Here is a 19,708-nt window from a genome sequence, read left to right on the forward strand (position 1 = left end):
GCCGGGTGACGACAGCAGTCGCGAGACGGCGAATTTTACATGGTGCCGGGGAAGGCGCCGCCGTCGAGCAGGATGTTCTGGCCGGTGATGAAGCCGGCCTTGGCGCCGCACAGGAAGGCGCAGGCGAGGCCGAATTCCTCGGGGTCGCCGAAGCGGCCGGCCGGATTTTCATTGGCTCGCTTCTTCAGGATCTCTTCGGCCGTGATACCGGCGACCTTGGCCTGACCGGCGGCGACGCCGGCCATGCGGTCGGTGGCGAACGGGCCGGGCAGCAAGCCGTTGATTGTGACGTTGTTGCGTACGGTCTTGCGCGACAGGCCGGCGACAAAGCCGGTGAGGCCGCTGCGGGCGCCGTTGGACAGCCCGAGCACGTCGATCGGCGCCTTCACGGCGGCCGAGGTGATGTTGACGATGCGGCCGAATTTTCGCTCCATCATGCCGTCCACCGTCGCCTTGATCAGCTCGATCGGCGTCAGCATGTTGGCGTCGATGGCCTTGATCCAGTCGTCGCGGGTCCAGTCACGGAAATCGCCGGGCGGCGGGCCGCCGGCATTGTTCACGAGAATATCGATCTGGCCCGCGGCTTTCAGCGCCTGCGCGCGGCCCTCGATCGTGGTGATGTCGCCGACCACTTCCGTGACCTCGACGTCCGGATAGCTCTTGCGGATGTCGGCTGCCGTTGCAGCCAGCACGTCGGCGTGGCGTGCAGTGATCGTCACATGCACGCCTTCCGCGGCGAGCGCGATGGCGCAGGCGCGCCCCAGGCCCTTGCTCGATGCACAGACCAGCGCGCGACGGCCCCTAATTCCAAGATCCACGTTGATACTCCGGTGTTGGTTCGTTCGATGGCGGGCGTTATAGCCGGTCCACCCGGGTCTGATAAGAGCGGCGGGCCGTCGGCCGTGCATGGCCGATCATCGCGGGGATCGGGTGCGCAACGCCTATGGGCGATATTCGCGCTTCCACTTGGCGATGGTCGCGGTCACGTCGGGCGGCAGGGTTTTGAAGCCCTTTTGGCCCAACATCGACAAGACTGGCCGAATTCGCGATCCTGCCAGATAGGGTGGCTGAACGGCAGCAGGGACCATCTGGTCGAAGATCAGCACCAGCGTCACCGCGATCATCACCACGCGGATCGCGCCCAGCGCAGCGCCGGCCAGGCGGTCACCGAGGCCGATATGCTGCCCGAAAGTGTCATCGACGGCCATCCGCAGCAGCGATCCCATGACGATACCGCTGACCAGAAAGATGCCAAAGAGGATGAGCGAATTCTGCGACGCCGAGACCGTGGCGTTGCTGCTGCCGATCTGAGGTCCGATCAGCGACATCACCCAGACGGCGATGGGCATGGCGATCAGGTAGCCGAGAATGGTTGCGGCACTACGCAGCAGGCCGGCGCGATAGCCGATGACCGTCACAATCAGCAAGGCGACTATGAAGACGCCATCGAAACTGTTCATGGGCGCGCCTGCTGGCTCGGTTATTTCGCTGCGCAGAATTCCGTTGTGGCGCGGACGTTTGCTGCTGTCGCGTTGCCCTGTATCTGTAGGCAAAGCATTAGAGGGAAACAGCTCATGTCCGGCATATTCGACGTCAGTAAAGAAATTGTCCTTATCACCGGCGCCTCGCAGGGACTGGGCCGGCAATTTGCCCGGGTTCTGTCCGCCCACGGCGCCGCCGTGGTGCTGGCGGCGCGCCAGACTGCCAAGCTGAAGAGCCTCGAAGACGAGATCCGCGGCAAGGGCGGCCGCGCCGTAGCGGTGCAGATGGATGTCACCGACCTCTCGTCGATCACGGCGGCCATCGATGATGCCGAAAGGCAGCTCGGGCCGGTCAGCGCGCTGATCAACAATGCCGGCATCGCCGTGGAAAAGCCTGCGGTCGACCAAACCGAGGCCGACTGGGATGCGGTGATCGGCGCCAATCTCAAGGGCGCCTATTTCACCGCCACCGAAATCGCCCGCCGTATGATCGCCCGCCAGCAGGAGGGGAACATCGTCAACATCGCCTCGGTGCTCGGGCTCGGTGTGATGAAATTCCTGTCGCCCTACACCATCGCCAAGGCCGGCATCATCCAGGCCACCAAATCCATGGCGCTGGAGCTGGCCGGCAACCGGATCTCGCGTCAACGCGCTGGCGCCTGGTTACATCGACACCGAGATGAATCACGATTTCTGGGCGACACCGCCGGGCGAAAAGCTGACCCGGCGAATCCCGCAGCGCCGGATCGGCACCGAATCCGACCTAGACGGCGCCATCCTGCTGCTGGCCTCCGGCGCGTCGCGCTACATGACCGGCAGCGTGATCACCGTCGATGGCGGGTTTCTGCTGAATTGAGCCAGAAATCGCGGGTTTGGCTCGGTTTTCGGCTGCTGGAACCCGTATACGGCGGGGCGCGGCGTCGCAAAAATCCATCTGTCATAAAAACGAGAAAAGATCGTCTTAGCCCTTCCCAAACCGGCTACGCATTGGTACATACCCCTCGCACCGTGGGCTTTGGCCCCGGCAGCCTTCTCAGGAAGCCTCCGGACGGGATCATCGGCGCCTTCAGGCGTTCGCCGAATTCGTTTCGTTCTCGGTTTTTTGGAAGACGTGCAAGGTTTGGCGCGGGGTGGAGCAGCCCGGTAGCTCGTCAGGCTCATAACCTGAAGGTCATAGGTTCAAATCCTATCCCCGCAACCAACCTTTGTATTGAATTGAATGTCTTGACCCGCCTCTGGCGGGTTTTTTCATGCCCCGCGGGCTTTGCCCGCTCCACAGTTCCGCCCTCGTCGTCGCGGCTTTCTCGCGATATCGCTCCGTGGTCCGAAGCCATCCCTGTGGCTGAAGCGGCACCTGCCGTCGACCTATCGAGCGGCCGGCCACTTCTTCGATCTCGCCGACTATCTTTCGTTTCGCGCCAGTGCGGCGATGCAGGGGATCGCGCCTATCGCCGAAATAGGAATAGAGCGCAGAATGCGCTTCGCCGCTTTTTCAAATGACTGCCATCAGCGCATTCGTATCGGCGCCGTTCAGAATCTTCTCGCTCATGCGGCCTCGATTGAAACCTTCCTGGCCTTTCCGGCAGCCTGACGCGCGCTGGGGAACCGGCGCGGAAGGTCGGCAATATGCTCCCCGCCTCGCTCTTGTTGTCGAATTGTCGCGGCTGTCATCCCAGCTTCAAGACAGTCGGGCACAGATTAACGCCTATTAACCGGCAGGGGCGTTATCAATGACCGATTTCACGATCAACCAAACAGGCGACAACGGCGGGCTTATAGAGCCGGCATCGCGGCCCAATCTCGACAAGGGGTTCAATCCCCTCACCATGATCCTGTTCTTCGGCATCCTGGCCGCGGGCGCGCTGTTTGTCGCCTACAGCATCTATGTCGACGTGCAGGCGACCGGTACCCGGGTCACCTCCTATCTGCCCTACCTGTTGCTGTTCGTGGCGCTGCTGATCGCGCTCGGCTTCGAATTCGTCAATGGTTTCCATGACACCGCCAATGCGGTGGCCACGGTGATCTACACCCACTCGCTGCCGGCCGAATTCGCCGTGATGTGGTCGGGCCTCTTCAATTTCCTCGGCGTGCTGTTCTCGACCGGCGCCGTCGCCTTCGGCATCGTCGCGCTGCTGCCGGTGGAATTGATCCTGCAGGTCGGCAGCTCCGCCGGTTTCGCCATGGTGTTCGCGCTGCTGATCGCCGCGATCATCTGGAACCTTGCGACCTGGTATTTCGGCCTGCCGGCCTCCAGCTCGCACACCCTGATCGGCTCGATCATCGGCGTCGGCGTCGCCAACGCATTGCTGCGCGGTCGTGACGGCACCTCCGGCGTGGACTGGGGCAAGGCCACCGAGATCGGCTACGCGCTGCTGCTGTCACCGCTGGTCGGCTTCGCCTGCGCCGCCGGCCTGCTGTTGCTGCTGAAGATGATCGTCCGCAATCCCGCGCTCTACGCTGCGCCGGAAGGCAACAAGACGCCGCCGCTCTGGATCCGCGGGTTGTTGATCCTGACCTGCACCGGCGTCAGCTTCGCGCACGGCTCCAACGACGGCCAGAAGGGCATGGGTCTGATCATGCTGGTTCTGATCGGCACCGTGCCGACCGCCTACGCGCTGAACCGCGCGTTGCCGGAATCCCAGGTGCAGCAGTTCCAGGTCAACTCGATTGCCGCCGCCAAGGTCGTCGCCGCCAAGGGCGCCGGCCACAGCATCATCGGCGATCCCCGCCCGGCGGTGACGCAGTACGTCTCGCAGCACAAGATCGTCGAGGGCACCTACCCGTCGCTGGCCGTGCTGGTGACCGATATCGGCAACCAGGTCCGTACCTACGGCACGCTTGACAAGGTGCCAGCCGAATCCGTCGGCAATACCCGCAACGACATGTACCTCGCGTCAGAAGCGATCCGCTTCCTGATGAAGGACAAGGAAAACGACCTCAGCAAGGATGACGTCGGCGTGCTGAACACCTACAAGGGCTCGCTCGACTCCGCGACGAAGTTTATCCCGACCTGGGTGAAGATCGCGGTGGCCATCGCACTTGGGCTGGGCACCATGATCGGCTGGAAGCGGATCGTCGTTACCGTCGGCGAGAAGATCGGCAAGTCGCATCTGACCTACGCGCAGGGCGCCTCGGCGGAACTGGTGGCCGCGGCCACCATCGGCGCCGCCGACGTGTTCGGCCTGCCGGTCTCGACCACCCATGTGCTGTCTTCCGGCGTCGCCGGCACCATGGCGGCCAACGGCTCGGGCCTGCAGATGGCCACCATCCGCAACATGCTGGCGGCCTGGGTGCTGACGCTGCCGGCGGCGATCATCCTGTCGGGTGCATTGTACGTGCTGTTCTCGCGCCTGTTCTGAGGCCCTTCCCGGTTCGTCGATTGCCTTCGACGAACCGGGCCGACGATGGAAGAGAGACCGGACCGCACTCCGGTCTCTCATTCATGTCGAAGCGGGCGCCTGCTTGTCCAGATTTTCTCATCGCGTGCCCACGGACCGATTCAGCGGTCCGCTTGCGGACTGCCACCCGGAGCCATCCATGACCGACAAATCCATCGACGCCGATTTTGAAATGCAGCAGCGAATTCACGAGGAGATGCGCGATAGCTTCGATGAAGAGCTGGAGCTTGAGATCGACGATGATCGGCTCGATCTGCTGACCAACGAGTTCTCGGGGCACAGCGCGAAGGAGACGGTCGACAGGCGGGTCTATTTCAAGGAGCTGTTCCGCCTGCAGGGCGAGTTGGTCAAATTGCAGAGCTGGGTGCAGCTTAACAAGTTGAAGGTCGTGGTGATTTTCGAGGGGCGCGACTCTGCCGGCAAGGGCGGCGTTATCAAGCGCATCACCCAGCGGCTGAATCCGCGGGTCTGTCGCGTCGCTGCGCTGCCCGCGCCAAACGAGCGAGAGCGTACACAGTGGTATTTCCAGCGATATGTGTCGCATCTGCCGGCCGGTGGCGAGATCGTACTGTTCGACCGCAGCTGGTACAATCGCGCCGGCGTTGAGCGCGTGATGGGATTCTGCACCGAGAGCGATGTCGAGGAATTCTTCCGGTCGGTGCCGGAGTTCGAGCGCATGCTGGTGCGATCGGGGATCGTGCTGATCAAGTACTGGTTTTCCATCACCGACGAGGAACAGCATCTGCGTTTTACCATGCGCATCCACGATCCGTTGAAACAGTGGAAGCTGAGCCCGATGGACGTCGAGGCACGCAGCCGCTGGGAGCAGTACACCAAGGCGAAGGAAGCGATGCTCGAGCGTTGCCATATCGCGGAAGCGCCCTGGCATATCGTCCAGGCCGTCGACAAGAAAAAGGCGCGGCTGAATTGCATCGCGCACTTGCTCGAGCAGATTCCCTATAACGACGTGCCGCACGACCCGGTGCTGCTGCCGGCGCGCATTCACAATCCGGACTACCATCGCGGTCCGATTCCGCCGGATATGTACGTCGCTGACCGCTACTGAGCAGCGAACCTGACCGCTTTGGCGCGGCCGTCTCGGCCGTGTCTTCGTTCCTTCGTTTTCGGGCGGTATTGATCGTCGAAAATACTATGGTGTGGCAAGAAGGGGACTGAAATGGACGGCGAACATACGGAATTGGATGAGCTGCAGGCATCGTACAAGGCCTCGGTGGAGGCATGGATCGCCGCGATCCGGCGCGAGGAAGCGCTGGCATCGGGGAATCATTCCGTGACCGAGATCGATCTGTGGGAGAAGGCGCATTTCGAGGAAGACGAGACGCGCAATGCCGTGCTGGCTGCCAAGGAAAAATACGAAGACGCATTGCGCGCCAAGTTTTTCGGATTCTAACGCGCTGCATAGTCAGGGGCGCCGCATTGCGGCGCCCTTCTGCTTTAGCGGGTCAGTAGTCGCGTTCGCGATGAACATCGTGCACTACGATGCCCATGCCTTGTTCGGGCAATTCGAGCCAGTCGCGTCGCTTCAGCGTCCGGCGGGTATCGTCCAGGCCGCTTTGCCAGTGCTCGCGCATCGAGGTCGCCGAGAATTCATGATCCTTGGAGTCGTTCTCATAGGCCTTCTGCTGATAGATGATTTGCAGGATGGTGATTTCCGGGAGGTCTGCCAATCGGTCGCGCAAATCGCGCTCATGCGCGCTGAGCTGGCCGTCCGGAATTTTTTGCAGCGCCTTGTAGAGATCGGCCTTCAGATTGTTCATCTGCTTGTAGACGTCGGTATTGTGCCGGGTGCGGGATGAATAGACGATGTCCTTGTGCCGTGCCAGAACCTCCTGGATATCGCGCGGGAGCATGCCGCGTGCGCTGAACAGGTCGACCTGGAATACCAGGGAGTTCAGTTTGTCATCCTGGTCCAGCAAATGCTGCAGCGGCGTGTTGGAGACGATTCCGCCATCCCAGAAATGATCGGTGCCGATCTTTACCATCGGCAAGGCAGGCGGCAATGCGCCGCTGGCCATCACATGTTCGGGCCCGATCACCTCGTTCTTGTTGTCGAAGTAGAGGAAATTGCCGCTGAGCACATTCACCGCGCCGACGGCGAAATGAACTTTACGCGAGTTGATGAGATCGAAGTCGACGAGCTCGAGCAACGTCTCACGCAGCGGTCCGGTATCGTAGTAGCTGGTCGCGGACTTTGCGCCCGCGGGGCTGAGCCACGGACCGACCTCATGCGGCTTGAAGAAGCCAGGCTGCCCCAGCGTCGTCGTCATGAACGAACTCGCCATGTTGCGCGCCTTGCGGTAGATGTCGCCGTCCGGCGTGTAGTGCCAGACCTTTCGCGCCGTGATGCGTTCCCAGAACGTCTGCAGCCTTTCGAGGCGCAGGGCCGGCGGGTTGCCTGCGATGATCGCAGAATTGATAGCTCCAATGGAGACGCCGCATACCCAGTCGGGCTCCATGCCGGCCTCGTGCAGCGCCTGATAGACGCCCGCCTGATAGGCGCCGAGCGCTCCGCCGCCCTGCAGCACAAGCGCCACGCGGTCGCAACGCTCGGGTCGCCAGCCGGTGACGGCGTCAACTTCTGTATCCGGTGTTCGTGCGTCCATGGTGATCCCTCGCTGCCATATTGATCGATGCCGGAGCACTACAATTCGGCGGCGATGACACGGTCGTGACAGGGCAGGGCGGTGATGCCGCATTGGCGAACGGCAGCTCGCTGCGTGTCATGCATCTGATGGAAATGTCTCATATCGGTGTCAAACGTCCTCGATACCAGTTGATCGAAATTGTCCTGCATTTCATTTGAGGTTTTGCCATGCTGTCCGGAAAATCCGCCATCGTCACCGGTTCGACCAGCGGTATCGGACTTGGCATCGCGCGTGGTCTTGCAGCAAACGGCGTCAACGTCATGTTGAACGGCTTCGGCGACGCAGCCGAGATCGAAGCGATTCGTAGCGAGATGGCCAACGGCCACAATATCAAGGTGCTCTACAGCGGCGCCGATATGTCGGACGACACGGCGATCGGCGAGATGGTCGCGCATGCCGAGCAAGAGTTCGGCGGCGTCGATATCCTGGTCAACAATGCCGGCATTCAATACGTCGCGCCGATCGAGGAGTTTCCGGTCGAGAAATGGAATGCCATTCTCGCGATCAACCTGTCGAGCGCGTTTCACACCACGCGCTGCGCCATTCCGGGCATGAAGAAGAAGTCCTGGGGGCGGATTGTCAACATCGCCTCGGCGCATGCCTTGGTGGCGTCGCCATTCAAGTCGGCCTATGTCGCGGCGAAGCACGGCATTGCCGGCCTGACCAAGACCGCGGCGCTGGAACTGGCCGAGCACGGCATCACTGTCAATGCGGTGTGCCCGGGCTACGTCATGACGCCGCTGGTCGAGAAGCAGATCCCCGAACAGGCCAAGGCGCGCGGCATCACCGAACAGCAGGTCATCACAGACGTGCTGCTCGCGGCACAACCGACCAAACGCTTTGTCACGGTCGAAGAACTGTCCGCTCTCGTCAATTTTCTCTGTACCGATGGCGCCCGCTCCATCACCGGCACGACAGTGCCCGTCGATGGTGGCTGGACCGCTCACTGAACAAAGGAATTCCCCGATGCGCAAGCAAGACATCCTTCGGCTGCCGTCGATGCCGATGGCCGGTCCGAGCTATCCCGCCGGGCCCTATCGCTTCGTGAACCGGGAGTTCCTGGTCATCACCTATGAGACCGATCCGGAACTGATCCGCATGGGATTGCCGGAACCGCTGGAGCCGATCGAGCAGCCGATCGTGCACTACGAGTGGATCAAGATGCCCGACAGCTCCGGCTTCGGCAGCTACACCGAATCCGGCCTGGTGATCCCGGCGCGGTTCAAGGGCGAGGATGTCAACTTCGTCTCGCAGATGTATCTCGATGACGATCCGCCGATCGCCGCGGGCCGCGAGATCTGGGGCTTTCCGAAGAAATACGCCCATCCCAAGCTGGAGATCGTCAAGGACACGCTGACCGGCACGCTGGAATATGCCGGGCAGCAGGTCGCCATGGGGACCATGGCTTACAAGCACGGCGCAATGGCCGGCAACGGCGAGGCAACCCTTGCCACGCTGTCGAAGACCCAGATCAATCTGAAGTTGATCCCCGGCGTCGATGGCAGCGCCGAGGTCTGCCAGCTGGTGGCGATCAATCTGGTCGACATCACGGTGAAGGGCTCCTGGTTCGGCCCCGGCCGGCTGCATCTCGTGCCGCATGTCAACGCACCGGTCGCGGATTTTCCCGTGCGCCAGGTGATCGGGGCGCATCACTTCGTCGCCGACCTGACGCTGCCCTATGGCCGCGTGGTTCATGACTACAACAAGGAAAGTGCGACGCTCGCCGAAGCCGCTGAATAGTTCCGGCTGACATGTCCCTGTAACGGAAATGTCATTTCATGTCTGTGCCGCGCCGAGGTCGGCGCTGGCATCGGGTCGTTGCGCCCGCTGAGGGCAGGCGTCGTCATGTGGCGTGGAAAGTACTGGGTGTCTTGTGTCGACTGACCTCTCGTTTTCGGCAATGCTTGTGCCTGACGCTTCCGCGATGGCAGTCATCCCCGGCCTGATCTGGGCGTTCCGCATTCATCCGGACGGCCGACCGGAGCAGCTCGCGATCGATGCGCCGATCGATATCGCGCATGGCGATCTGCTATGGCTGCACTTCAACCTCACCGATTCGCGCGCGCTGCAATGGCTGACGCAGGCCGATCTGCGTGTGCCGGCACAGGCGCGCGCGCTGCTGCTTTCGAAGGATACATATCAGCAGTTGCACGCCACCGATGACAGCGTCCATGGTGTGATTTCCGATCTGCTGCGGGATATTGACGACACCACAGAAGAGACCGGCTACCTGCGCTTCGTGATGACCGAGCGCCTTCTGGTTAGCGGTCGCCATCACGCGCTGTGCGCGGTTGACGCTACCCGCCGCTTGCTCGAAGGCGGCCACCGCGTCGACGGTATGGCATCGCTGCTCGAAGCCATCGTGGAGAACGTCGCGGCAACCATGGACCGCGTCGCCGACCGCATCGCGGTGGCTCTCGACGAGATCGAGGAGCAGATCCTGTCGGACAATTCCAAAGATATGCTGCAGCGGCTCGGCCGGCTGCGCCGCACCTGCGTGCGGCTGCATCGCCAACTGTCCGGGCTGCGCGTCGTATTCCACCGGCTGGAGCAAAAGGGCGCCAGCGAGCTCAAGCCGCTGCTGCAGCTTCGCGCCGGCAAACTGGCGCAACGCCTGGACTCGCTCGACCATCGCATTGTCGAAATGCGCGAACGCAGCCGGCTCTTGCAGGAAGAGCTGCATCTGCAGATCGAGGAGCAGGGCAATGAAAGTCTGCGCGTGCTGTCGGTGCTGACCTCCCTGTTGCTGCCGCCGACATTGATCACAGGCATTTTCGGAATGAACACCAAGGGTCTGCCGTTCACCGACAATGAGAGCGCCTTCCTGTGGGCCGCCGTGTTGCTCGTGCTGTCGTCGGCATCGGCCTATTTCGTCATGAAGCGCCTTGGCCTGATCAGGTAATCGTCCATGCCGACACGATGGACAGGCAGGGTGCGCGCGGCGGCGATCGGGGCGATGTGGCTCATTTTTGCAGTCGCTGATGTTGCTCCGGCGCGCGCCTCAGAGGTCGTTGCGAACGCCGACATTGCCACCAGGGACGCCCGACAGATCCTCGCCGACTGGGGCATCGCCTTTTCCGCGACCTATATCGGCGAAACCCTCGGTGACGCCTCCGGCGGCCTTCGCCGCGGCGCAATCTATGCAGGGCGGCTCGATCTGGGCACCGACGTCGATCTCGAGCGACTGGTGGGGTGGAGCGGCGCGACCTTCCACGCCAACGTCTATCAGATCCATGGCGGCGGCCTGTCGCGCGACTATGTCGGCAACCTGATGCTGATGAGCGGCATCGAGGCGTTGCCGGCGACGCGGCTCTACGAGATGTGGATCGAGCAGTCGCTGCTGGGCGGCCGGCTGATGATCAAGGTCGGCCAGCAGCCCTCGGACCTCGAATTCATCGACAGCAAGTACGACGACATCTTCGTCAATTCCGCGCTGGGCTGGCCGGGTATTACCGGGGTGATCCTGCCGAGCGGCGGGCCTTCGCCGCCGCTGGCAGTGCCGGGCATTCGCATCAAGGCGCAACTATCCGAGCGCATCACCGCCTATTTCGCGGTGTTCGACGGCGATGCAGCGCCGCCAGGCCCCGAAGACCCGCAGATCAAGAATCCGCACGGGTTGCTGTTTCGCGTCAACGATCCGCCGTGGTTCATCGGCCAGCTCAAATACGGCTTCGAACTCGGGGCGGATGCGCTGCCGGGATCGATCACCGGTGGGGCCTGGTATCACATGGGGACGTTCGACGATCTGCACCTGACGGCGCAGGGTCTGTCCCTCGCGGATCCCGATGGATCGGGCGAGCCGGCCATCCGACGACGCAACCAGGGGATCTTCGCGGTCTATGAGCAGAAGCTGGCGCATAGCGCGCTCGATCCGCAGAAGGGCATCGGGCTGTTCGCGCGGGCGTCGGTCAGCCCGTCGGATCGCAATCTGGTCAGCATCTATCTCGATGGCGGCATCCAGTTCACCGGTTTCAGCGAGAGCAGGCCGAACGACAAGATCGGCCTGGCGATGACTTATGCGCGCATGTCCGATGGCGCGCGTCAGCTCGATCGCGACTTGCAGCAGTTCACCGGGATCGCCACTCCGGTTCGCGACTTCGAGGCCATCGTCGAAATGACCTATCTCGCGGAGGTCAAGACCGGTGTTTCGATTCAGCCGCTGTTTCAATACGTCATGCACCCCGCCGGCGGAGCGGTCGATCCGAACGATCCCTCGCAGACCCGGCGCATCCGAGACGCCGCGGTGTTCGGCGTCCGGACGACAATCAATTTCTAGAGCGGGATGAATTGATCCTGAATCGGTCAGGGATTCCCAAATCAGGGCAATTCTGATTCAACATGCTGACTGGAGGGAGGCCAGCATGGATGGGACGAGCCTATTCGATTGATCTCCGAGAACGGGTGGTTGCCACGGTATTGGACGGCGGCCTGTCTTGTCATCAGGCTGCGGCCCAGTTTGATGTCGGCATCAGCACAGCGATTCTTTGGGTGCAGCGCTTCCGCAAGACCGGCAGCGTCGCGCCGGACAAAGTCGGCGGCCACAAGCCGCGGAAGATTGCGGGCGCCCACCATGACTGGCTGCTGCGCCGCTGCCGGGAGGCGGACTTCACCCTGCGCGGGCTGGTCGCCGAGCTAGGCGAGCGCGGCCTGAAAGTCGACTACCGTTCGGTGTGGGAGTTCGTCCACCGCGAGAAGCTGAGTTTTAAAAAGACGCTGATCGCAGCCGAGCAAAGCCGCCCCGACGTCGCCCGCCGTCGCGCGCAATGGTGCAAGTACCGCAGCCACGTCGATCCGGCCCGGCTGGTCTTCATCGACGAGACCTGGACCAAAACCAACATGGCGCCGCTGCGGGGATGGGCGCCACGCGGAGAGCGGATCAAGGCTCACGTGCCGCATGGGCACTGGCAGACCATGACCTTCCTGGCTGCCTTGCGCCAGGATCGCGTCACCGCTCCGTGGCTGCTCGACGGACCCATCAACGGCGAAAGCTTCCGCGTCTACGTCGCGGACGTTCTGGCGCCGACGCTGCGGCCAGGCGACATCGTCATCATGGACAATCTCGGCTCGCACAGAAGCCAGGCCGTCCGTCATGCCATCCGCGGAACCGGTGCGCGGCTGTTCTTCCTGCCGAAATACTCGCCGGACCTGAACCCCATCGAGCAGTTCTTTGCAAAGCTCAAGCACTGGCTCCGCAAGGCCGCCAAACGATCCACAAACACCGTTTGTGACGCGATCGGCGACATCCTCAGAGTCTGACTCAAAAAGCGCTCAATGTTTCGGGGCATTGGCGAGCCGTCTGGTGAGAAGCCTCAGATGTGCGACGAGAAGCCATGCGATCTCGGTGGACGCGGATCCTTCAAAGTCCTTGGCGAGGCGACGGCATCGGCCAAACCAGGCGAAGGTGCGTTCGACCACCCAGCGGCGCGGTAGAAGCTGGAAGCCCTTGACGCCGGGTGGTCGCTCCACAATCTCGATCGTCCGCGGTCCGGAACCGGAGAGCGCACTGAGAAGCTGATTGCCGCGATAAATGCGATCGGCAAAGACATGGCCCAGCTTAGGGAAGCGACATCGCAGCAGTTTCAGCAGCGGTACCGCACCATGACAATCCTGCACGTTGGCAGGATGAACATGGACCGCGAGCAGGAAGCCGTTGGTATCGGTGACAATGTGCCGCTTGCGCCCATGGACACGCTTGCCTGCGTCGAAGCCGCGCGGGCCACCGGCCTGGGTGGTCGGCGCGCTTTGACTGTCGATGATCGCCGCCGTGGGCTTCGGCTTGCGACCGAGTTCCTGGCGGGCGCGCTTAACCAGCGCCCTGACGATCCTCTGCCACCGTCCGGTGTCACGCCAGGCATAGAAATAGCTTTGGACCGTCGCATACGGCGGAAACTCCTTCGGCAAAGCCCGCCACTGGCAACCCGTGGAAAGAATGAACAGAATCGCTTCAACGACGTTGCGCAGACGAACCTTTCGCGGGCGGCCCAGCCGGCGCCGCGCAGGCAAGTGGCGCTCGATCAGCGCCCACTCCGCATCAGTCATATCGCTTGCGTAGCGCAGCCCGCGGCGTTGATACTGAACGCGAGTGATTTCGGTCCATGGCATCGTGACCTCCCTCGAATCTTTGCAAATCCGATGGAATCACAACTGGCCGGAATCACTCGCCGCTTTTTCGGTCAGGCTCTCAGGACCGTCGGCGCAACCGAGTGCTCAAACTATTTTGCAAATGCAGGATATGGCCAAACGTAATCTCATCCCGCTCTAGGGAGTATCGATGCTTCTTTGTGAGGCGTGGCTCCCGAAATGCCGGTGCCGCGTACGGTTCAGTTCCAGGTCGCGCTGGTTGCCGGTTGATCGGGCGGTTCAGCCCCGAAGGTCTTTGAGACAGTCGGCCAGGAATTCCATGACCGCGCGCACCACTGGGGCGCTGCGCAGGTCGCGATGCACGATCAGCCAGACGTCGCGGGCTACCGAGGTCGACGAATTCGCCGCATAGCGGCGCAACTGCGGATCGGCATCGCCGATGAAATGCGGCAGCGCGACCAGTCCGACTCCGCTGCGGGCGGCCGCGATCTGGTTCTCCAGATCGCTGCTGTACAGCACGATGTCGCGCCCGGCGGTCACCGCCTTGAGCCATATCTGCTGCGGGGAATCGTCCATGCTCTTGTCGTAGGCGATGAAAGTGAATGCCGATGGCGGTGTGTCTTTCAGGTATTGCGGCGAGCCATACAGGCTGAAACCGAAATGGCCGACCTTGCGGGCGACCAGGCCGGGCTCCGTGGGGCGGGCGAGGCGGACCGCGATGTCGGCTTCGCGCCGGTTCAGCGACGCAGCGCGCTTCTCGCCGATCAGCGTCAGGCGAATGGCGGGATGGCGCTGCCGCAGGCGGATCAATTGCGGCGCGATCAGGATATTGGTGAGTGACGGCGGCGAGCTGATGGTGACGTCGCCGCGCAGGCCGGGCTTGGCTGCCTGCGCGGCGCGCTGCACGGCGAACGCTGCGTCTTCCATCGGTGCTGCCGCTGCCGCCACGCGCCGCCCGATCTCCGTCAGCGCATAGCTGCGGGCGCGGCGATCAACCAGCTTCATGCCGGTTTCGGCTTCCAGCGCGGCGACGCGCCGCGCCACGGTGGCGTGGTCGACGCGCAGCATGCGGGCGGCAGCGGATAATGAGCCCTCGCGTGCAAGCGCCACGAAGTGCCGCAGGTCTTCCCAGTCGGGCATGGGTGAAATCTCACATCAAGGGTGCGTTATTGGAGAATTTTGCATAGTCGCGGCTTGCGGCAAAGAGAGGGCACCCGAATTCAAGGAGATGACCCGTGACCACCATCATTCGCCTCAAGGCTCCCGGCGGCATCGAGCAGCTCGAATGTGTCACTGTCGAACTGCCGCCGCCGGGACCCGACGAGATCCGGATCCGGCACACCGCCATTGGCGTCAACTTCATCGATATCTATCACCGCATGGGCATGTATCCGTTGTCGGCAGACGCTGTTCCCGGGGTCGAGGCGGCGGGCGTCGTCGCCGCGATCGGCACTAACGTATCCTCGGTGCAGATCGGTGATCGCATCGCCTATGCCGGCAGCCCGGTCGGGGCCTATGCCTCCGAGCGTAATCTGCCGGCGTGGCGCGCGATCAGGCTGCCGGACGATCTTTCCGATGAGGTCGTGGCGTCATCCCTGCTCAAGGGCATCACGGCGTACATGCTGTTGAACAAGGTCTTTCCGGCCGGTGTCGGCACCACGATGCTGGTACACAGCGCGGCAGGCGGTCTGGGCCAGTTGTTGATACGCTGGGCGCGGCACCTCGGTGCCACGGTCGTCGGGACCGTCAGCTCTGAGTCCAAGGCCGTAATCGCGCGTGACGCCGGCGCACAGCAGGTCATCGTCGGCCGCGACGCCGACTTTGCAGCCGAGGTGGCGGTGCTCACCGATGGCCGCGGTGTCGATGTTGCCTATGACGGCGTCGGCGGAACCACTTTGGCCAAGACGCTCGGCTGTGTGCGGCCGTTCGGTGTGGTGGCGAGCTTCGGTCAGGCGGGCGGCCCGATTCCCCTGCTTGACGTTAACGATCTCGGTCCGCGGCGCAGCATCCTGTTGGGGCGGCCGAGCGTGATGGCCTACGTGAACAATGCCGAGGACTATCACCGCGGCGCGGCTGCGGTATTGGACGCGCTGTCGGCGGGCGTACTGCGAGCCAGCGGGCGTGCCTATCCGCTCGTCGATGCCGTCGTTGCGCAGGCCGATCTGGAGGCGGGGCGCACCAGCGGTTCGCTGTATCTGGTGCCGTGAGGGTTACTCCGCAGGCTGCAGCGCCGCCGACTTCTTGCGTGGCGCGATCCAGAAGGCATCCGGCCGATCGAACAGGAAGTTGGCACCGACCGCCAGCGCGGACCGCCAGATCGCCAGCGCGCCGAGCACGCCGATGACCGTCACGATCAGCGAGATGGTGCCGATGTCGAGGAAGCCGGCGAATTTCAGCAGCAGCGCCCGCGCCGCCGCCATCGGCAGGAAGAAAGCGAGGTAGATGACGATCGAATGCTCGCCGAAGAAGCGCAGGAAGCCGAGCCACTGCCGGCGCGCCAGCAGCGTCGCCATGACGATGATGGCGATGGCGCCGGCAAAGCCCAGCGCCAGCGAGATCACCGGCCACTCGCTGCAGCCGTCATAGACCAGCGCCGTATTGACGATCGCCCAGGCGGCAAGGCCGGCCAGCGCCAGCATTGGCCGGGCGCGGGCGCGGTCCGATAGCGCGAACACCCGGGCGGCGAAAAGGTAGCCTGAATAGAAGTAGACGAAGCGCGCGGCGAATTCGTCGATCACGGTCCAGCCGGTCGACAGATGCGTCATCTCGAGCGCTGCGGCGACACCCCAGATCAGCAGCGGCGGCAACGGCCGCGTCGCCTTGGTGACGACGAAGAAGATCGGCAGCAGATAGATGAACCACAGCGTGCCGAACGGCTCGATGAAGGACTCCAGATACAGCAGGCCGACATTGGGCCAGCCGTGCTGCCCGGCGAGACCGGGCGCCTTGAAGGCGAACTGGATGGTCACCCACAGCACGTAGAAATAGGCGAAGTGCATCACCTTGCGGTCGAGATAGGTGCGCCAGTCGCGGTCGATCACCACCGCCAGGAACAGGCCGGAGATCAGGAAGAAGTCCGGCATCCGGAACGGTTTTGCGAAGGCCACCAGCACATGCATAAACCCGGCGTGGCCGGCGGCCTGCTCCACGCCCAGCACGGAGTGCATCATCACCACCATGACGATGCAAATGCCCTTGGCGTAGTCGACCCAGTCGATCCGGTCCGCCACGCCGGGTGCAAGCCTGGCGGCGGCAGCGGGTGTGCCGTTTCTGGTCATCTTCGTCCCTTTGCGAGGCGCTTTCGCGCCACCATCGGCTTGAACGGTTTCTTTCGCGTTTCCTTGTACAAGGAATATGCCGGTTATCGGTCACGGTCGCGCGAGCGGGGCCGGGTGGTTAACGCGGGCTAACCCGGTTATGACACGGGGCATTCAGCGACTCTGGACCCTCCTGTGACCCGCAGCTTCGACACCCCCTGCCGATCGATGCCGTGCTCGACGACATCGCGGGTACGCTTGCGGCCGGCAACGCCGCCGTGCTGGTGGCGCCGCCCGGCGCCGGCAAGACCACGCGGGTGCCGCTGGCGCTGCTCGATGCCCCGTGGCTCAAGGGAAAAAGATCATCATGCTGGAGCCGCGGCGGATCGCCGCCCGCGCCAGCGCCGAGCGGATGGCGAAGACGCTGGGCGAGCGGGTCGGCGAGAGCGTCGGCTACCGCGTCCGTTTCGGCTCGAAGATCTCGCGCAACACCCGGATCGAGGTGGTCACTGAGGGCATCTTCTCGCGGCAAATCCTCGACGATCCCGAACTCACCGGCGTCGCCGCGGTGCTGTTCGACGAATTCCACGAGCGCTCGCTCGATGCCGACATGGGATTGGCGCTGGCGCGCGACGCCCAGGTCGGCCTGCGCGAGGATCTGCGCATTCTGGTGATGTCGGCGACCATCGATGGCGCGCGGGTCGCAAAGTTGCTGGGCGACGCGCCGGTGATATCAAGCGAAGGCCGCGCGTTCCCGGTGGAGACGCGCTATCTCGGCCGCAAGCCGGACGTCCAGATCGAGCGGCAGATGGCCGACGCCATCGCCATGGCTTTGCGTGCCGATCCCGGCTCGGTGCTGGCATTCCTCCCCGGCGCCGCCGAAATCCGCCGCACCCAGACCTTTCTCGCCGAGCGGATTCACGATGCCAGTATCGAGATCGTGCCGCTGTTCGGCGCGCTCGACGCCGCCGTGCAGGATCGCGCCATCCAGCCGGCACCGGACGGGCAGCGAAAGGTGGTGCTGGCGACCTCGATCGCCGAAACCTCGCTGACCATTGAGGGCGTTCGCATCGTGGTGGATTGCGGCCTCGCCCGGGTGCCGCGCTACGAACCGGACATTGGCCTGACAAGGCTGGAAACCGTGCGTGCCTCGCGCGCCGCGGTCGACCAGCGCCGCGGTCGTGCCGGCCGCACCACGCCCGGCATCTGCTACCGGCTGTGGGATGAGCCGCAGACGGCTTCCCTCGCGCCCTACACTCAGCCGGAAATTCTCAGTGCCGACCTGTCCTCGCTGGTGCTCGATCTCGCGCAATGGGGTGTCAGCGATCCCGCGCAACTGGCCTTTCTCGACGCGCCGCCGGCGCCGGCCCTGAGCGAGGCGCGCGGCTTGCTGCGCGAACTCGGCGCGCTCGACGGTGACGGTCGCATCACGGAGGAGGGGCAAAGCCTGCGCGCGCTGGCGCTGCCGCCGCGGCTGGCGCGGATGATCGTGGACTCGCACCGGCTCGGCTCTGGCGAGGAGGCCGCGGAGATCGCCGCGATCCTCACCGAGCGCGGGCTCGGCGGCGACAGCGTCGATCTCGATTACCGCCTCGACCAGTTCCGCCGCGACCGCAGCCAGCGCGCGCAAAGCGCGCGGCAACTGGCGCAGCGCTGGGCCTCGCAGGTGGCGGCTACGGAGAAGGAAGCCACACGCGCCGCGGCTGGGGCTCCTCCCCGCCTAGCGAAGCTTCGCTTCGCGTGGGGAGAGGAGCGGAGAGCTCCGCGCCAGGTCGAAGAAGAACTCACCACCGGCGTCATGCTCGCCTTCGCCTTTCCCGATCGTGTCGCCAGGAATCGTGGCAATGGCAGTTTCGTGCTCGCCAATGGCCGCGGCTCGGCGGTGGATCGTGCTTCCGCGCTGGCACGCGCGCCCTATATCGCGGTGGCCGAGTTGACCGGCACGGCCGCCAACGGGCGCATCCTGCTGGCGGCGCCGATCACGCAGAGCGAGATCGAGACGCGCTTCGCCGACCAGATCGAAGCCGTCGACGAGGTCACCTTCGATCGCGCCTCGATGTCGCTGCGCGGCCGGCGCAAGCGCACGCTGCATGCCATCACGCTGTCCGAGGCGACGACGGCGTTGACGCCGTCGGCGGACACCGCGCGCGTATTCGCCGAAGGCCTGATCGCCGCCGGCCTCGAACGACTGCCCTGGTCGAAACCACTGCAGCAGTGGCGCGGCCGGGTGATGTTCCTGCGCGCCGCCGAGGGCGAGCCGTGGCCGGATCTGTCCGACGCCGCGCTGGCGGCCGCGCCGGACACCTGGCTGGAGCCGGCTTTGTACGACAAGACGGCGCTAAAGGAGTTTTCGGCGGGCGACATGTCGGATGCGCTGATGGCGTTGCTGCCGTGGGATCTGCGCGCGCGCCTCGAGCGCGAGGCGCCGACGCATTTCGAGGCGCCGACCGGCACCATGCTGCCGATCGACTACGAGGCCGAGCAGGGCCCGACCATCGCGGTGCGGCTGCAGGAACTGTTCGGACTGACCGCGCATCCGTCCGTGGCAAAGGGCAAGGTGCCGCTGGTGCTGGAACTGCTGTCGCCGGCGCATCGCCCGGTGCAGGTGACGCGCGACCTACCGGGGTTCTGGAAGGGCAGCTACCAGGATGTGCGTTCCGACCTGCGCGGCCGCTATCCCCGCCATCCGTGGCCGGAAGATCCCGCCGGCGCGTTGCCGACGCGACGAGTCAAGCCACGGGGCACGTGAGGGCTCGTGTCCCGGACGCGGCGCAGCACGAAGTGCTGCTCCGCAGATCCGGGACCGCCAAAGACACCGGCGGTTG

18 protein-coding genes, 1 tRNA gene and 1 pseudogene are annotated in these 19,708 nt (G+C 63.9%); 14 read left to right on the forward strand and 6 right to left on the reverse strand.

What is annotated here, in order from left to right:
* Positions 1-35 precede the first annotated feature (35 nt).
* Positions 36-818: an SDR family oxidoreductase gene (locus tag ONR75_RS05770; RefSeq protein ID WP_265081773.1), complete on the reverse strand. Its 783-nt coding sequence runs from the start codon at positions 816-818 to the stop codon at positions 36-38.
* Positions 819-941: 123 nt separating this feature from the next.
* A complete protein-coding gene (locus tag ONR75_RS05775; protein WP_265081774.1) occupies positions 942-1,460 on the reverse strand; it encodes a CvpA family protein in 519 nt (172 codons plus the stop codon).
* 114 nt (positions 1,461-1,574) lie between these two features.
* Between ONR75_RS05775 and ONR75_RS05780 the strand changes: the two are divergent.
* The 6 genes and pseudogenes from ONR75_RS05780 (at position 1,575) to ONR75_RS05805 (ending at position 6,290) form a co-directional block, all read left to right on the forward strand.
* Positions 1,575-2,337: pseudogene (locus ONR75_RS05780) on the forward strand (SDR family oxidoreductase).
* A 268-nt stretch (positions 2,338-2,605) separates the two neighbouring features.
* A tRNA-Met gene (locus tag ONR75_RS05785) sits at positions 2,606-2,682 on the forward strand.
* Positions 2,683-2,745: 63 nt separating this feature from the next.
* Entirely contained in the window at positions 2,746-3,072 is a 327-nt protein-coding gene (locus tag ONR75_RS05790; RefSeq protein ID WP_265081775.1) for a hypothetical protein, read from the forward strand.
* 139 nt (positions 3,073-3,211) lie between these two features.
* A complete protein-coding gene (locus ONR75_RS05795) occupies positions 3,212-4,840 on the forward strand; it encodes an inorganic phosphate transporter (protein ID WP_265081776.1) in 1,629 nt (542 codons plus the stop codon).
* Between the two features lie 178 nt (positions 4,841-5,018).
* A complete protein-coding gene (gene ppk2 / locus ONR75_RS05800) occupies positions 5,019-5,945 on the forward strand; it encodes a polyphosphate kinase 2 (protein ID WP_265081777.1) in 927 nt (308 codons plus the stop codon).
* Positions 5,946-6,056: 111 nt separating this feature from the next.
* Entirely contained in the window at positions 6,057-6,290 is a 234-nt protein-coding gene (locus tag ONR75_RS05805) for a hypothetical protein (RefSeq protein ID WP_265081778.1), read from the forward strand.
* A 52-nt stretch (positions 6,291-6,342) separates the two neighbouring features.
* Here the strand turns inward: ONR75_RS05805 and ONR75_RS05810 are convergent, their stop codons facing one another.
* Complete coding sequence (locus tag ONR75_RS05810; RefSeq protein ID WP_265081779.1) at positions 6,343-7,503, reverse strand: patatin-like phospholipase family protein; 1,161 nt, start codon at positions 7,501-7,503, stop codon at positions 6,343-6,345.
* A gap of 20 nt (positions 7,504-7,523) precedes the next feature.
* Between ONR75_RS05810 and ONR75_RS05815 the strand changes: the two genes are divergently transcribed.
* The 6 genes from ONR75_RS05815 to ONR75_RS05840 all read left to right on the forward strand — a co-directional run bounded on the left by ONR75_RS05815 (position 7,524) and on the right by ONR75_RS05840 (position 12,801).
* The gene (locus ONR75_RS05815) at positions 7,524-7,703 is read left to right on the forward strand and encodes a hypothetical protein (RefSeq protein ID WP_265081780.1); all 180 of its coding nucleotides are present in this window, start codon (positions 7,524-7,526) and stop codon (positions 7,701-7,703) included.
* A gap of 9 nt (positions 7,704-7,712) precedes the next feature.
* A complete protein-coding gene (locus tag ONR75_RS05820; protein WP_265081781.1) occupies positions 7,713-8,495 on the forward strand; it encodes a 3-hydroxybutyrate dehydrogenase in 783 nt (260 codons plus the stop codon).
* A gap of 16 nt (positions 8,496-8,511) precedes the next feature.
* Positions 8,512-9,285: an acetoacetate decarboxylase gene (locus ONR75_RS05825; RefSeq protein WP_265081782.1), complete on the forward strand. Its 774-nt coding sequence runs from the start codon at positions 8,512-8,514 to the stop codon at positions 9,283-9,285.
* Positions 9,286-9,469: 184 nt separating this feature from the next.
* The gene (locus ONR75_RS05830; protein ID WP_265081783.1) at positions 9,470-10,447 is read left to right on the forward strand and encodes a transporter; all 978 of its coding nucleotides are present in this window, start codon (positions 9,470-9,472) and stop codon (positions 10,445-10,447) included.
* A 54-nt stretch (positions 10,448-10,501) separates the two neighbouring features.
* Positions 10,502-11,821, forward strand: a complete 1,320-nt coding sequence (locus tag ONR75_RS05835; RefSeq protein WP_265081784.1) for a carbohydrate porin — start codon at positions 10,502-10,504, stop codon at positions 11,819-11,821.
* A gap of 89 nt (positions 11,822-11,910) precedes the next feature.
* The gene (locus ONR75_RS05840) at positions 11,911-12,801 is read left to right on the forward strand and encodes an IS630 family transposase (protein ID WP_265081785.1); all 891 of its coding nucleotides are present in this window, start codon (positions 11,911-11,913) and stop codon (positions 12,799-12,801) included.
* A gap of 12 nt (positions 12,802-12,813) precedes the next feature.
* On the opposite strand, the gene ONR75_RS05845 is transcribed toward ONR75_RS05840, so the two are convergent.
* Both ONR75_RS05845 and ONR75_RS05850 read right to left on the reverse strand, forming a co-directional pair.
* Entirely contained in the window at positions 12,814-13,647 is an 834-nt protein-coding gene (locus ONR75_RS05845) for an IS5 family transposase (protein WP_265081786.1), read from the reverse strand.
* A gap of 258 nt (positions 13,648-13,905) precedes the next feature.
* The gene (locus ONR75_RS05850) at positions 13,906-14,766 is read right to left on the reverse strand and encodes a LysR family transcriptional regulator (protein ID WP_265081787.1); all 861 of its coding nucleotides are present in this window, start codon (positions 14,764-14,766) and stop codon (positions 13,906-13,908) included.
* A 95-nt stretch (positions 14,767-14,861) separates the two neighbouring features.
* Between ONR75_RS05850 and ONR75_RS05855 the strand changes: the two genes are divergently transcribed.
* A complete protein-coding gene (locus ONR75_RS05855) occupies positions 14,862-15,833 on the forward strand; it encodes a quinone oxidoreductase family protein (RefSeq protein ID WP_265081788.1) in 972 nt (323 codons plus the stop codon).
* Between the two features lie 3 nt (positions 15,834-15,836).
* Here the strand turns inward: ONR75_RS05855 and ONR75_RS05860 are convergent, their stop codons facing one another.
* Positions 15,837-16,904 carry an acyltransferase family protein gene (locus ONR75_RS05860; RefSeq protein WP_265081789.1) on the reverse strand — a complete coding sequence of 356 codons (1,068 nt, stop codon included), beginning with the start codon at positions 16,902-16,904 and terminating at the stop codon, positions 15,837-15,839.
* 322 nt (positions 16,905-17,226) lie between these two features.
* On the opposite strand from ONR75_RS05860, the gene hrpB reads away from it, so the two are divergent.
* On the forward strand, positions 17,227-19,632 hold the full coding sequence (hrpB, locus tag ONR75_RS05865; protein WP_413776440.1) for an ATP-dependent helicase HrpB: 2,406 nt from the start codon (positions 17,227-17,229) through the stop codon (positions 19,630-19,632).
* Positions 19,633-19,708: the final 76 nt, after the last annotated feature.

This window comes from Rhodopseudomonas sp. P2A-2r, from assembly GCF_026015985.1.
GTDB lineage: Bacteria > Pseudomonadota > Alphaproteobacteria > Rhizobiales > Xanthobacteraceae > Tardiphaga.

Bases quoted from the DNA above. Each gene is read 5' to 3' on its own strand.
- ONR75_RS05805 (WP_265081778.1), top strand. From the start codon at position 6,057: ATGGACGGCGAACATACGGAATTGGATGAGCTGCAGGCATCGTACAAG.
- ONR75_RS05820 (WP_265081781.1), top strand. From the start codon at position 7,713: ATGCTGTCCGGAAAATCCGCCATCGTCACCGGTTCGACCAGCGGTATC.
- ONR75_RS05850 (WP_265081787.1), bottom strand. From the start codon at position 14,766: ATGCCCGACTGGGAAGACCTGCGGCACTTCGTGGCGCTTGCACGCGAG.
- ONR75_RS05795 (WP_265081776.1), top strand. From the start codon at position 3,212: ATGACCGATTTCACGATCAACCAAACAGGCGACAACGGCGGGCTTATA.
- ONR75_RS05775 (WP_265081774.1), bottom strand. From the start codon at position 1,460: ATGAACAGTTTCGATGGCGTCTTCATAGTCGCCTTGCTGATTGTGACG.
- ONR75_RS05825 (WP_265081782.1), top strand. From the start codon at position 8,512: ATGCGCAAGCAAGACATCCTTCGGCTGCCGTCGATGCCGATGGCCGGT.
- ONR75_RS05810 (WP_265081779.1), bottom strand. From the start codon at position 7,503: ATGGACGCACGAACACCGGATACAGAAGTTGACGCCGTCACCGGCTGG.
- ONR75_RS05840 (WP_265081785.1), top strand. From the start codon at position 11,911: ATGGGACGAGCCTATTCGATTGATCTCCGAGAACGGGTGGTTGCCACG.
- ONR75_RS05860 (WP_265081789.1), bottom strand. From the start codon at position 16,904: ATGACCAGAAACGGCACACCCGCTGCCGCCGCCAGGCTTGCACCCGGC.
- ONR75_RS05835 (WP_265081784.1), top strand. From the start codon at position 10,502: ATGTGGCTCATTTTTGCAGTCGCTGATGTTGCTCCGGCGCGCGCCTCA.
- ppk2 (WP_265081777.1), top strand. From the start codon at position 5,019: ATGACCGACAAATCCATCGACGCCGATTTTGAAATGCAGCAGCGAATT.
- ONR75_RS05830 (WP_265081783.1), top strand. From the start codon at position 9,470: ATGGCAGTCATCCCCGGCCTGATCTGGGCGTTCCGCATTCATCCGGAC.
- ONR75_RS05845 (WP_265081786.1), bottom strand. From the start codon at position 13,647: ATGCCATGGACCGAAATCACTCGCGTTCAGTATCAACGCCGCGGGCTG.